The sequence below is a fragment of the Aureimonas altamirensis genome, assembly GCF_001463885.1.
GTDB classification, from domain to species: Bacteria; Pseudomonadota; Alphaproteobacteria; order Rhizobiales; family Rhizobiaceae; genus Aureimonas; species Aureimonas altamirensis.
In genome coordinates this window covers 103,680-116,438 of the sequence record NZ_BBWQ01000010.1, presented here as the reverse complement: position 1 = coordinate 116,438, position 12,759 = coordinate 103,680, and the positions used below count along the sequence as shown (strand labels likewise).

The window sequence follows — 12,759 nt, the reverse complement described above, 5'->3', positions numbered from 1 at the left end:
GTCAGGCGACGGCCCGCTTGGCAGCCTTGGTGAACTTGCGGATGACCATGTCTCGCTTCAGCTTGGAGATGTGATCGATGAAAAGAACACCGTTCAGATGGTCGATCTCGTGCTGCAGGCAGGTTGCCAAAAGTCCGTCGGCCGCAAGCTCCTGCGTCTTTCCGTTAACGTCCTGGTATCGGACCGTCAGGGACGCCGGGCGCTCCACTTCCGCATAATATTCGGGGATCGACAGGCAGCCCTCTTCGTAAAGGGATGGCTCGTCGGAGGTGGACAGGATCTGCGGGTTGATGAACACCAGCGGGTTCTTCGGCTCGTCTTCCTTGGCCAGGTCGATCACCAGCATGCGGCGCGGCACGCCGACCTGGATTGCGGCCAGGCCGATACCCGGGGCGTCGTACATGGTTTCGAGCATGTCGTCGGCAAAGGCGCGCACCGCGTCGTCTATGCGCTCGACAGGGTCCGAGACCTGGCGCAGGATCGGGTCGGGCAGGATGATGAGTGGCTTGATCGTCATGCGCCTCACCTAGTCAAGCTTGCGAATTCGGTCAATGCAGCAACAGCGGCGGCGAAGCCGTGGTTAAGAAGCGTCTTCCGCATTTGCTAAAATTGAATGGATCGAATCCGGTAACCCTGCGTTTCCCTGTCGAACAGCTTTTGTCAAGGCTAATTTTGAGAGGGGGCAGAGGGATGCGGCGCACGCTTCAAGCAGTTTTTGCCGGTCTTCTCCTATTTTCATCGCCTGTCGCATTGCAGGCCGCCCCCACTCAAGGGGATGTCAGCGCGGCCTATGAGCAGAATACCGACCAGGATTTCCGTGTCGGGATGCAGATGCGCCTGGCTTGGACGGGCGACTATGTCGGCTCGTTCGACGGACGTATCGGGCCGAAAAGCATTGCCGCGATCAAGGCTTTCCAGGCCCGTATGGGGCAGCCTGCCACCGGCGTGATGGATGCGGCGTTTCTGGATGCGCTGATTGGCCAGAGCGACGATGCCCTGCGCAGCGTCGGCTTCGGCTGGCAGGACGACAGCCAGACGGGCGTGCGTATCGGCCTGCCCTTCGAGCTGGTGCAGGAAGTGGGCCCGACGGAAGTCGGCACCATGTGGCGCTCTCCCGACGAGGCGCTGGAAATCGAGACGGTACGGTTCGTCAAGGAGGGTTACTCCCTTCAGGACGTCTTCGATATCCTGAGCACGCCGACCGACGGCAAGGTCGTCGAGGCGTCGGAGTTGAAGGCCGATCGCTTCCGCATTTCCGGGCGCGAAGGCGACAGGGATTATGTCATCAGCTTCCAGGCGCGCGACGGAGATCTGCGCGGCTTTTCGGTTGCCTATCCGGAGGCCATGCAAGCCAGCCTGAAGCCGTATTTGGCTGTGGCGGAAGGCGGGTTCGACCCGTTTGCCGGCGAGCCTGCATCGCAGGCGCCCGATACCGGGCCGATGGCCGAACTGTCGCGCGATCCGCGCTACGCATTGGCGTTCACCAACAACGGCATCATGCGCGAAAGCGCAACCGGCGGCGAGCGGAGCAGCGATGCGCCCTCCGGCCTCGGCGGCTACGATGTCGGCGGCGATCTCGATGCGTCCGGCAGCGGCTTCGTGGTGTCGGATGGCTGGGTGCTGACCAACGCGCATGTTGCCAGAACCTGCCGCAGCGTGGCCGTCGGCAGCTTCGGCACCGCGTCCAAAGTGGTCGTGGATGACGAGAACGACCTGGCCTTGCTGAAGGTCGATGCCGATCTTGGCCGTCCCCTGCCGCTGGTGACTGGCAAGCCGCGTCTTGGTGAAGACGTCCTGGCGCTTGGCTATCCCCTGCGCTCCATCCTGGCCGACAGCCTCAACGTGACGCGCGGCAACATCTCGTCGCTGCTGGGGCTGATGAACGATCCCAACTACCTGCAGATTTCCGCAGCCGTGCAGCCCGGTAACTCCGGCGGGCCGGTCATCGATCTGGCAGGGCGGGTCGTGGGTATCGTGACGGCGAAGCTCAACGCGGTCGCCGTCGCCGACATCACGGGCGATATTCCGCAATCGATCAACTTCGCCATCCGTCCGGATGTGGCCGCGCGCTTCCTTGAGGAAAACAACGTCGCCTTCGTTGCGGCGGACACCGATGCGGCGCTGGAAAGCGTTCCGGACGCGACCGAGAAGACCGCCGACAGCGTCGTTCCGGTGCTTTGCCTCGGCACCAAATAGAAAAGGGCCCCGAAACGGCGGGGCCCTCGTCTCAATGCGCGGTGAGCTTGTCCGGCGCGCCGGACTTGTCATGGAGCGCGAGCTGATCGACGATCGTCTCGCTCGCCGCATTCAGCCCCACCACATCGACCACCGCTCCCGACTGCCGGAATTTCAGCACGGCCAAATCCAGGGCCGCGACGCTGGAAATATCCCAGATATGGGCGCGTGATATGTCGATGGTGACGCGGGCAAGCTTCTCGCGGAAATCGAACGCCTTCAGAAAATCCTCGACCGAGGCGAAGAAGAGCTGCCCTTCGACCGTGTAGGTGCGATGCGTACCGTCGGCACTGGTGAAGGAGAACACCGCAAAGAGCTGCGAAATCTTCCAGGCAAAGAAGATACCGGACAGAAGAACGCCCAGAAGCACCCCAATGGCAAGGTTGTGCGTGTAGAGCACGCCGGCCACGGTCGCCAGCATGACTATGGACGAGGAGCGCGGGTGCCGGCGCAGATTGGCGATCGAGCGCCAGTTGAAGGTGCCGATGGACACCATGATCATCACGGCAACCAGCGCCGGCATCGGAATGCGGCTGACCAGATCCCCGAGGACGAGGATCATGAACAACAGAAGCACGCCCGCGGCAAAGGTGGACAGGCGACCCCGTCCGCCCGAGCGCACATTGATGACCGACTGGCCGATCATGGCGCAGCCGGCCATGCCGCCGATAAAGCCGGTGGCCGTGTTGGCGATGCCCTGGCCGATGCACTCCTGATTACGGTTGGAGGGCGTGTCCGTCATGTCGTCCACGATCTGCGCCGTCATAAGGGATTCCAGCAACCCCACGATGGCGACGGCTGCGGAGTAGGGAAGGATGATCCAGAACGTTTCCATCGTCAGCGGGATGGCGGGGATCAGGAAGACGGGCAGGGTAGACGGCAGTTCGCCCATGTCGCCGACCGTGCGCACGTCCAGCCCCAGGCTTATCGAGATGGCCGTCAGGGCCACGATGCAGACCAGCGGCGACGGGATCGCACGGGTGAGATAGGGGAACAGATAGATGATGCCCAATCCGGCCGCGACGAGCAAATAGGTGATCGGCGTCACGCCGATGAGTTCCGGAAGCTGCGCCATGAAGATCAGGATAGCCAGCGCGTTGACGAAGCCGGTGATGACCGACCGTGACACGAAGCGCATGACGTAGCCGAGTTTCATCAGGCCGCAGGCAATCTGGATCAGGCCGGCCAGCACGGTTGCCGCCAGCAGATATTGCAAGCCGTGGTCGCGCACCAGCGTAACCATGAGCACCGCCGTCGCCGCCGTTGCAGCGGAAATCATGCCCGGGCGCCCTCCGGTAAAGGCGATGAGGACGGCGATCGAGAAGGAGGCATAGAGGCCGACCTTCGGGTCCACCCCCGCGATGATGGAAAAGGCGATGGCTTCGGGAATGAGGGCCAGCGCGACGACCAGGCCGGAAAGCAGGTCGCCACGCACATTGGAGAACCATTGCGCGCGATAGGCGGACAGGAACGTCATGGAGATCTCGGATCGTTGACAGGTCAAGCCGCGGCCGGCCGCGATGGCGGGCCGCATGAAAAAACTGGCTTTTGAACTGTTGTCCGGCGGATCGGCGGCCGGAAGAGCCACCCGGAGTTTCACCGGGTCCTGATGAATGCGCTACCCTATAGGCGATCGGCTGCTGCGACGCAATATCGCCCGGGGTCTGCGGATCAGGCCGCCCAGCGGCTGTCGCCGGTAACGGTGACCGTCAGCCAGCGGTTTCTGTCAGGGCCGCCGAGCGCCGCGCTGATCTCTTCCCTGATGGCGTCCAGATCGCCGGCCGTGCCAAGCGGCATGTGGGGCGGGGCGATGAAGTGGATTTCCACCATGCGCGAACGACCGGCCCGGGCAACGTAGGTTCGGCTGTCCAGAAAGCCCTTCTGCGCGACGATGCGGTCGGTGACGGAGCGTACCTCCGTATCCAGGTCACGCGGGGCGACCAGGAAGATGTCCGACAGGGCCTTCAGGAAAACGCGCAGCGGAACGGGCAGGATGAAGATCGCCAGCACCGCAAGAACCATCGGATCGACATAGGGCGTCCAGTGTTCGTAGGCGGACCCCTGCAGGAGCCAGCCGCCGGCAAAGGCGATGAACAGGGCCGAGGTGATGAGCCCGGACATGAGCCATCCCTTGACGTCGAGCGCGATGAAATCGGAGCCGATGTCGGTGTTGGCCCGCCGCTCCCAGAGATACATGCCGAAGCAGATGGCCACGACCACCGTTGCGTAAAGGACTGCCCAGTCGAAGGCGAGCACGCGGCCGCCGGCCAGGATGACCGTGACGGCGTTGACGAAGGCATAGGCCGTCAGCACCATGATGAGCCCGGAATTCAGCGCCAGCACCATGGGTTCGATGTGCCAGAACCCCATCTGGAACCGCTCGCTGGTCTGGCGCGCGATCAGCCGCGCAACGAACAGCGCCAGAAGCGTCATCGATGCATCGACGCCTGAAAAGAGGCCATCGAAGATGATGGACTGAGAGCCCGACAGAATGCCGAAGGCGATGCCCGTCGCGCCCACGGCCAGCGTCGCCAGCATGGAAATGACGAGAATGCGCTGCTCTGCCTTGTCGCGGCTCATCGGCGATCTCAGTTCAGGTGCTTCTTCAACTCGGCCGTCGGCCAGCAATCGACGCGCAGCCCGTTCTCGGCTTCGAAGGCGCCGATGCTGCGGCGTGTCTTGAAGCCGGGCAGGCCATCGGCACCGCCGACATCGCGCCCCATCGCCTGCAGCCGTTGCTGCATGCGCGCCACGTCGCCGCGCGATACGCCATCCACCTTCACCCAGCCGCCACGGAAGGCGCCGCCGCCCTGCATCCTGTCTGCGACATGCCCGATGAACAGCGCGTAGAGATCGGAGTTGTTGTACTGCTTGATGACGTAAAAGTTCGGCGTTGCGATGAAGGCCGGCCCCATGCGCCCGGCCGGCATCAACAGGTGGCCGGTGGCGGACGTTTCATGCGGGGGGAAGGGGCGGCCGGAAACGCGCGTCACGCCGGCCGAGATGAAATCGCGGATCGGGCGTCCCTGATCCGGCCCTTCCAGCGTGCAGGAAACGGCGTCGGGCACATTCGCCTCGAAACCCCAGTCGCGGCCCGCGACCCAGCCGGATTGCTGCAGGTAATGGGCGATCGAGGCGAGGGTGTCGGGCACCGAATTCCAGATATCGCGGCGCCCGTCGCCGTCGAAATCCACCGCCAGCGCGCGGAACTTGGTGGGCATGAACTGCGGCTGTCCAAGGGCGCCGGCCCAGGACGACTTCATGTCCCTGACCGAAAGGTCGCCATCCTGCACGATCTGCAGTGCGGCGATCAGCTCGGCGCGGAACATGTCCTTGCGCCGGGCCAGATAGGCCTTCGTTGCCAGCACCTCGAAGGCATCATGCGGGATGCTGGCGGAGCCGAAGCCGGATTCGCGCCCCCAGATGGCCACCACGATGGGCCCCGGTACGCCATAGCGCTGCTCGATACGCTTCAGCGTCGCGGCATGCTGCTGCAGCAGGCTGCGGCCGCGCGCGGCGACGGATGCGACGTTGCTTTCCTTGAAGTAGGCGGCCGGGCTTTGGAACTCGGCCTGGTGCTGCTTTTCGGCAACCTCGCCCGACTGGCCCGGAAGGACGAGGTCGGGCAGCTTCAGATTGGGCTTCACGCCGCCGAGCGCCGCGTCGAACGTGCCGCGCGATACGCCCTTGGCCCGTGCCTCCGGCCAGATCTGCTGCTCCAGAAAGGTGCGGAAGCCCGCCTCCGTCGTTTGTGCGGAAGCAGGCGATGTCAGGATGGCGAACAGCGTGACGATCAGGATGGCGATGCGGGAAATCATGGTCGTCCACCTTTCGGATCAGCTTCGCAGAAGCTCGTTGATGGATGTCTTGGAGCGGGTCTTCTCGTCCACGCGCTTGACGATCACCGCGCAGTACAGGCTCGGCCCCGGCTCGTTGCCGATGGGTTTGCCCGGCATGGTGCCGGCGACGACCACGGAATAGGGCGGCACCTCTCCGTAGAAGACCTCGCCCGTGGCGCGGTCGACGATCTTGGTGGACTGTCCGATATAGACGCCCATGCCGAGGACGGCGCCTTCGCGCACGATGCAGCCCTCGACCACCTCGGACCGCGCACCGATGAAGCAGTTGTCTTCGATGATGGTGGGCCCGGCCTGCAACGGCTCCAGCACGCCGCCGATGCCGACGCCGCCCGAAAGGTGGACATGGGCGCCGATCTGCGCGCACGAGCCGACGGTGGCCCAGGTATCCACCATGGTGCCTTCGCCGACATAGGCGCCGAGATTGACGAAGGACGGCATCAGCACAACGTTTTTCGCCACGTGGGCCGATCGGCGCACGATGGCTCCGGGCACGGCGCGGAAGCCGGCGCCGCGGAACTCTTCCGCACCCCAGCCATCGAACTTGGAGGGCACCTTGTCCCACCAGTTCGCCTGTCCCGGACCGCCGGGGATGACGGACATGTCATTGAGACGGAATGACAGGAGGACGGCCTTCTTCAACCACTGGTTGACCACCCATGTGCCGTCGGCGCCGCGCTCGGCCACGCGCCGCTCGCCGCAGTCCAGAAGGGCCAACGCGGCGTCGACCGCATCGCGCACCTGCCCCTGCGTCGTGGCGTCGATACCGTCGCGTGCCTCGAAAGCGGCATCGATGGTCTTTTCCAGTGCGGCGTGATCCGTCATCGCTTTGCGGCATCCCCTGTTTGAAAGCTCATCGACCTCCTAGTAGAAGGCCCTCCTATGGTCAATCGAGTGCATGGATGTGAGGAAGGCTCAGGTATGACGGAACGGCGCAAAGAGGATGGCAAGACCTGGGACCCGTTTCCGGCCTCGGCAGCGGACGACAGCGAGGCCGTCGAGCGGACGCCCGATACGCCGCAGACCCGGTCGCCCACCTACCGGCTCGCCTATGCCGACGACGATTTCCTCACCTCCGAGCCGTTGCGCAGCGTGCGTTTGCAGCTCGAAATGCTGAAGCCGGAAATGGCGCTGCTGGAGGCCGGCATCCTCTCGACGGTGGTCCTGTTCGGCGGGGCGCGCATACCGGAGCCGGGAACGCCGGCATGGGCGGCGCGCACTCCGGCGCAGAAGGAGCGGCTGGAGGCCAATTCCCGCTATTACGAAGTCGCGCGCCGTTTCGCCGCGCTGGCGTCGACGCATTCGGCCAATTCGTCGGGCGGCAAGGAATTCGTCATCGTCACCGGCGGCGGTCCCGGCGTGATGGAAGCCGGCAACCGGGGGGCGGCCGATGTCGGCGCGGTATCGATCGCGCTCAACATCACGCTTCCGCACGAGCAGGCGCCGAACCTGTTCGTGACGCCGGAGCTGTGCTTCAACTTTCACTATTTCGCGATCCGCAAGATGCACTTCCTGTTGCGTGCGCGGGCAATGGCGATCTTTCCCGGCGGCTTCGGAACGCTCGACGAGCTGATGGAAGCGCTGACGCTGATCCAGACAGGGCGCATGGAGCGGATGCCCGTCATCCTGTTCGGAAAGGCGTTCTGGGACGGGCTGATCGATTTCGGCTTCCTGGCGCAGGAAGGCACGATCGCTCCGGAAGACGTCGACCTGATCTCCTATGCGGAGACCGCGGAAGAGGGGTGGGAGATCATCCGCGCCTTCTACGACCTGCCGTAAAGCGGGAACCTCGGGCTACAGCCCTCCGTTACACCGACAGGCGGCATGATCCATGCCGCCGCGACACACACACACGGAACAGTCACGGCTTGTCGCCGTGCGGAGCTGGAGCGATGGGCGAGTTCGATACCGACAACGACATGATGGCCGAGCAACAGGCACGCGACACGGACGGCCATTCGCGGCAACCGGGCGACGCCGCGCGGGACATCGATGCGCGTAGCGAACAGGACCGCCGGGCCGCCCATACGGCCGCCATGCGGGAGGGCCGCCCCGACGATGCCGTGCTGGAGGACAATCGTGCGCATCTTGGCTCGTCCGAGCCGGTGACGAAGCGGCGGTCCAAGATCATCCCGCCGCTGGCAGGACGCGGGCGCTCACTTCTCGGAGATTGATGCGGCGTCGATACGCTGCAGAAACAGCTTCAGGTCGTCGGTGACGAAGTCTATATGAGCGCCGTCGCGGCCCTCATGCTCCCAGATGTCGCCGAGTGTCGCCTCGAAATTGCGCGGCACCACCAATACGGTCTTCATGCCGAGCGCCTTGGGCACTTCCAGGTTGCGCGACAGATCCTCGAACATCACCGCATTGGCCGTGTCGATGCGATGCAGCCCCATGAACTTGTCGTAGGTCTCGGCAGCCGGCTTGGGTATCAGGCCGGCGGCGACGATGTCGAAGATATCCTCGAAGGCGTCGAGTATGCCGAGCTGGTGCGCAGTGCGCTCCGCATGGCCCCTGTCGCCATTGGTGAAGATGAACTTGCGCCCGGGAAGGGCGCGAATGAACGCGCCCAGCTCCGGATCGGGGTCCAGCCACGAATAGTCGATATCGTGGACGTAGTTCAGAAACGCATCCGCTTCTATTCCGTGCTCGACCATCAGCCCGCGAAGAGTTGTGCCGTGGCTGCGGTAGAAATCCTTCTGCAATACACGCGCTTCGTCGCGCGGCAGTTGCAGCAGGTCGGAGACGAAGGACGTCATCCGCTGGTCGATCTGTGAAAACAGGTCGACATGCCGGGGGTAGAGCGTGTTGTCGAGATCGAAGACCCAGTCGCGCACGCCCCTGAAATCGTCCGGGCAGGCGTCCCGCGTGCGGGAGACAGTATCGTTTCCGGACATGATCGGGCCTCGCGCCGTAAGCATTGAAGCCGCACCCTCGGTGGAGGGCGCGGCAGTCCTTTTGTCTCAGCCCGATGCGATCATGGCCTTGGGCTTGGCCGGGATGGCGAACAGCGCCAGCGCCGTCAGGAAACCGGCGATGGACAGATAGTAGCCCACCGACGCAATACCGTAGGACGTTGCCAGAGACGTTGCGATATAGGGTGCCAGCGACGCCCCGACGATGCCGCCGAGATTGAAGGTCATCGACGAGCCGGTGTAGCGCACCGCCGTGGGGAACAACTCGGCAAGCGCCGTGCCGAGCGGACCGTAGGTCATGCCCATCAACGCAAAGCCGATCACCGAGAAGGCGATGACGCCCGCCAGCGAACCGCCGCCGAACAGCGCCGGCATGAAGAAGCCGAAGACGCAGATGGCAAGCGCCGTACCCAGCAGCACGTTGCGCCGCCCGAAACGATCGGCCAGGACGGCGGAGACCGGGATGAGCAGGCCGAAGAAGACGACGCCCAGCATCTGGATGGGCAGGAATTCCCCGCGCGTATAGCCAAGGCCGATCTGCGAGGTGCCCCACGACAGCGAGAACACCGTCATGATGTAGAACAGCGTAAAGGTGGCGAGCGCCGCGATGGTGCCCAGCACCAGTTCGGTCTTGTAGCTGGAGAAGATCGACACCAGCGGAACGGACACGCGCTCCTGCTTGTCGAGCGTCTTCTGGAAGGCCGGCGTCTCGTGGATCTTCAGGCGCACCCAGAGACCGATGAACACCAGCAGCGCGCTGGCCAGGAAGGGCACGCGCCAGCCCCAGGAAAAGAACTGCTCTTCCGTCAGGAAATCGCTGAGCAGCAGGAAGCTGCCCGTTGCGCAGATGAAGCCGATGGGCGCGCCGAGCTGCGGGAACATTCCGTACCAGGCTTCCTTGCCCTTGGGCGCGTTCTCCGTTGCCAGCAGCACCGCGCCGCCCCACTCGCCGCCGAGGCCGAGGCCCTGTCCGAGGCGGCAGAGCGCCAGCAGCAGCGGCGCCACCACACCGACCTGCGCATAGGTGGGCAGGGCTCCGATGATGACGGTGGACAGGCCCATGGTCATCAGCGCCGCAACCAGGGTCGCCTTGCGTCCGATGCGGTCGCCGTAATGGCCGAAGATCGCCGCGCCGATCGGCCGCGCGAAGAAGGCGATGGCAAAGGTGGCCAGCGACTGCAGCGTGGCCGACGTCGGGTCCGCGGACGGGAAGAAAAGGTGCGGAAATACGATGACCGCGGCGGTCGCGTAGATGTAGAAATCGAAAAATTCGATGGTTGTGCCGATAAGGCTGGCGAACAGGACCCGGCCTTTGGAGTTGACCGGCTTCGCTTCGGTGGTTGCGGCTTGCACGACTTGCGCTTTCGATGATGCTGAATTTTGTGCATCGCAGTAACGCAAGTTACGCCAGGCCGCAACCCTGCCGCCGGCTATCAGCCCGGCACGATGAGCGTGCCGGCCCCGTGCTCGGTCAGAAGCTCCAGCAGCACGGCGTGCAGCACCTTGCCGTTCAGAATGACCACGCCTTCGACGCCCCTGTCGATGGCCTCGATGCAGGTTTCCACCTTCGGGATCATGCCGCCACTGATGGTGCCATCGGCAATCAACTCCCGCGCCTGCGACACGGACAGCTCCTTGATGAGGGTCTTGTCCTTGTCGAGCACGCCCGGCACATCCGTCAGGAACAACAGGCGAGAGGCGCGCACGGCGCCGGCGATCGCACCGGCGAAGGTGTCGGCATTGATGTTGTAGGTGTGGCCGTCGCGGCCTGGCGCGACCGGCGCGATGACCGGTATCATCTCCGACCGGGCCAGCAGGTCCAAGAGCGTGCGGTCCACCTCGACCGGCTCGCCGACGAAACCCAGGTCCAGCACGCGTTCGATGTTGGAATCGGGGTCACGCATGGTCTTACGCGCTTTTTCGGCGAAGACCATGTTGCCGTCCTTGCCGCACAGGCCGATCGCCCATTCGCCCTCGGCGTTGATGAGGGCGACGATCTCCTTGTTGATCGAGCCGGCCAGAACCATCTCGACAATCTCGACCGTGCGCTGGTCGGTGACGCGCAAGCCGCCCTCGAACCGGCTTTCGATGCCCATCTTGTCGAGCATCCGGCCGATCTGCGGCCCGCCGCCATGCACGACGATGGGGTTGATGCCGGACTGCTTCAGAAGCGCGATGTCGCGGGCGAAGGCGCGTCCAAGATCGGCATTGCCCATGGCGTGGCCACCATATTTCACCACGACCGTCTTGTTTTCGTAGGCCTGCATGAAGGGCAGGGCTTCCGCCAGCAGGCTGGCTTGCTTCTCGCGGTCGTCGGTCATCTGGCTCACGCGCTGTCTCCTCGAAGTCGCGCGGGGTTGTAGAGCGTTTCAATGACGGTTTGAAGCGGCAATTCCGTCATCCGTCGACGAGGATCGCGCGCAGGTCGTTGACGTTGGTCAGCGTCGGGCCCGTGACGACGAGGTCGCCGATGGCAGCGAACAGGCTGTAGCTGTCGTGGCCTGCAAGGATGGATGCGGGCTCGAAACCGGCAGCCGCCGCACGCGCCAGCGTGTCGGGCGCGATCATGGCTCCCGCCGCGTCCTCGGTGCCGTCGATACCATCGGTATCGCCCGAAACCGCGAAGATGCCGGCCTCGCCCTTCAGCGCCAGCGCCATCGCCAGGAGGCATTCCGTATTGCGGCCGCCACGTCCCGGCGCGGTGGAGCCGATCGTCACCGTCGTCTCGCCCCCCGAAAGAAGGACGGCCGGCCCTTTCACCGGGTGGCCGTGGTGGCGTGCGGACAAGGCGATCCCTGCCAGGACGCGTCCAAGCTCGCGGGATTCTCCTTCCAGTGCGTCGCCGAGGATCAAAGGCACGAAGCCCAGTGCGCGGGCCTTGTCTGCTGCCGCCTCCAGCGCCATGGCCGGCGTTGCGATCAGACGGAAATCCGGCGCGCCTTCGGGCACGGCGGGCCGCTCCGCCTTCAGCAGGCGGACGACGCGCTCGGGCAGCTTGTCTTCGAGCCGCGACACCAGGGCCGCAAGCGCCGCGTCATCGCCCACATCCGGTACGGTCGGGCCGGAGGCGATGGCGCGCGGGTCGTCGCCCGGCACGTCCGAAATGGCCAGCGTCACCAGCCGTGCCGGATGGGCGGCAGCCGCAAGCCGGCCGCCCTTGACCGCCGACAACCGCCGCCGAACCATGTTCATTTCATTGATGCCGGCGCCGCTATCCAGAAGCAGCCGGTTGACGGCCTTCTTGTCGTCGAGCGTCAGTCCCGGTGCCGGCACCGTCATCAGCGCCGAGCCGCCACCGGAAATGAGCGCAAGCACGAGGTCGTCCGCGGTCAGGCCGGAAACCGCCTGCAAAATCCTGCGGCCGGCCGCTTCGCTGGCCTCGTCGGGCACCGGATGGGACGCCTCCAGAACCTCGATCCTGTCGGTCGGCACGGCATGGCCGTAGCGGGTCACGACGACGCCGGTCAACGGCACGTCGGGCCAGGCAATCTCCACCGCCCGGGCCATCGTGGCGGCCGACTTGCCGGCGCCGACGACGACGACACGCCCGTTTGCCGGTGGGCTCGGCAGATGCGCAGCCAGAACCGTCAGCGGATCGGCGCTGGCAACGCCCGCCATGAAGATTTCCTGCAGCGCCGCGCGCGCCTGCTCCCCTCGCATGGACATCGCCTGAACCCCTCCCGGCCGAATCGATCATCCCGCATAGTCATAACCGTGGATATCCGGCGGCGCACTTTCACAAATTTTCACAC

The 12,759-nt window shown here is 64.7% G+C and carries 12 protein-coding genes and 1 other annotated feature; of the genes, 3 read left to right on the top strand and 9 right to left on the bottom strand.

Going from position 1 to position 12,759, the window contains the following annotated elements; genetic code table 11:
* Position 1: 1 nt before the first annotated feature.
* Complete coding sequence (def, locus tag AUL31_RS06635) at positions 2-517, bottom strand: peptide deformylase (RefSeq protein WP_060603265.1); 516 nt, start codon at positions 515-517, stop codon at positions 2-4.
* A gap of 314 nt (positions 518-831) precedes the next feature.
* Between def and AUL31_RS06630 the strand changes: the two genes are divergently transcribed.
* On the top strand, positions 832-2,196 hold the full coding sequence (locus AUL31_RS06630; protein ID WP_244489335.1) for a serine protease: 1,365 nt from the start codon (positions 832-834) through the stop codon (positions 2,194-2,196).
* Between the two features lie 31 nt (positions 2,197-2,227).
* Here the strand turns inward: AUL31_RS06630 and AUL31_RS06625 are convergent, their stop codons facing one another.
* The 4 genes from AUL31_RS06625 to dapD all read right to left on the bottom strand — a co-directional run bounded on the left by AUL31_RS06625 (position 2,228) and on the right by dapD (position 6,917).
* Entirely contained in the window at positions 2,228-3,712 is a 1,485-nt protein-coding gene (locus tag AUL31_RS06625) for a SulP family inorganic anion transporter (RefSeq protein ID WP_060603897.1), read from the bottom strand.
* 77 nt (positions 3,713-3,789) lie between these two features.
* Positions 3,790-3,845: a sequence feature (sul1 is cis-regulatory element that is thought to sense ions involved in sulfur or methionine metabolism; They are found in Alphaproteobacteria), on the bottom strand.
* Positions 3,846-3,906: 61 nt separating this feature from the next.
* A complete protein-coding gene (locus AUL31_RS06620; RefSeq protein ID WP_060603261.1) occupies positions 3,907-4,815 on the bottom strand; it encodes a cation diffusion facilitator family transporter in 909 nt (302 codons plus the stop codon).
* Positions 4,816-4,823: 8 nt separating this feature from the next.
* Positions 4,824-6,053, bottom strand: a complete 1,230-nt coding sequence (locus AUL31_RS06615) for a lytic murein transglycosylase (RefSeq protein ID WP_060603256.1) — start codon at positions 6,051-6,053, stop codon at positions 4,824-4,826.
* Between the two features lie 18 nt (positions 6,054-6,071).
* Positions 6,072-6,917: a 2,3,4,5-tetrahydropyridine-2,6-dicarboxylate N-succinyltransferase gene (gene dapD, locus AUL31_RS06610; protein ID WP_060603254.1), complete on the bottom strand. Its 846-nt coding sequence runs from the start codon at positions 6,915-6,917 to the stop codon at positions 6,072-6,074.
* A gap of 96 nt (positions 6,918-7,013) precedes the next feature.
* Between dapD and AUL31_RS06605 the strand changes: the two genes are divergently transcribed.
* On the top strand, positions 7,014-7,871 hold the full coding sequence (locus AUL31_RS06605) for an LOG family protein (RefSeq protein ID WP_060603250.1): 858 nt from the start codon (positions 7,014-7,016) through the stop codon (positions 7,869-7,871).
* 113 nt (positions 7,872-7,984) lie between these two features.
* A complete protein-coding gene (locus AUL31_RS06600; RefSeq protein ID WP_060603246.1) occupies positions 7,985-8,266 on the top strand; it encodes a hypothetical protein in 282 nt (93 codons plus the stop codon).
* On the opposite strand, the gene AUL31_RS06595 is transcribed toward AUL31_RS06600, so the two are convergent.
* The 4 genes from AUL31_RS06595 to AUL31_RS06580 all read right to left on the bottom strand — a co-directional run bounded on the left by AUL31_RS06595 (position 8,249) and on the right by AUL31_RS06580 (position 12,673).
* Complete coding sequence (locus tag AUL31_RS06595; RefSeq protein ID WP_060603894.1) at positions 8,249-8,989, bottom strand: pyrimidine 5'-nucleotidase; 741 nt, start codon at positions 8,987-8,989, stop codon at positions 8,249-8,251. The genes AUL31_RS06600 and AUL31_RS06595 overlap by 18 nt on opposite strands.
* A gap of 66 nt (positions 8,990-9,055) precedes the next feature.
* Positions 9,056-10,360 (bottom strand): MFS transporter, encoded by a 1,305-nt coding sequence (locus AUL31_RS06590; RefSeq protein WP_060603243.1) that lies wholly within the window; start codon positions 10,358-10,360, stop codon positions 9,056-9,058.
* An 80-nt stretch (positions 10,361-10,440) separates the two neighbouring features.
* The gene (gene argB, locus AUL31_RS06585) at positions 10,441-11,328 is read right to left on the bottom strand and encodes an acetylglutamate kinase (RefSeq protein WP_039189004.1); all 888 of its coding nucleotides are present in this window, start codon (positions 11,326-11,328) and stop codon (positions 10,441-10,443) included.
* A gap of 76 nt (positions 11,329-11,404) precedes the next feature.
* On the bottom strand, positions 11,405-12,673 hold the full coding sequence (locus AUL31_RS06580; RefSeq protein ID WP_060603239.1) for a glycerate kinase type-2 family protein: 1,269 nt from the start codon (positions 12,671-12,673) through the stop codon (positions 11,405-11,407).
* Positions 12,674-12,759 lie beyond the last annotated feature (86 nt).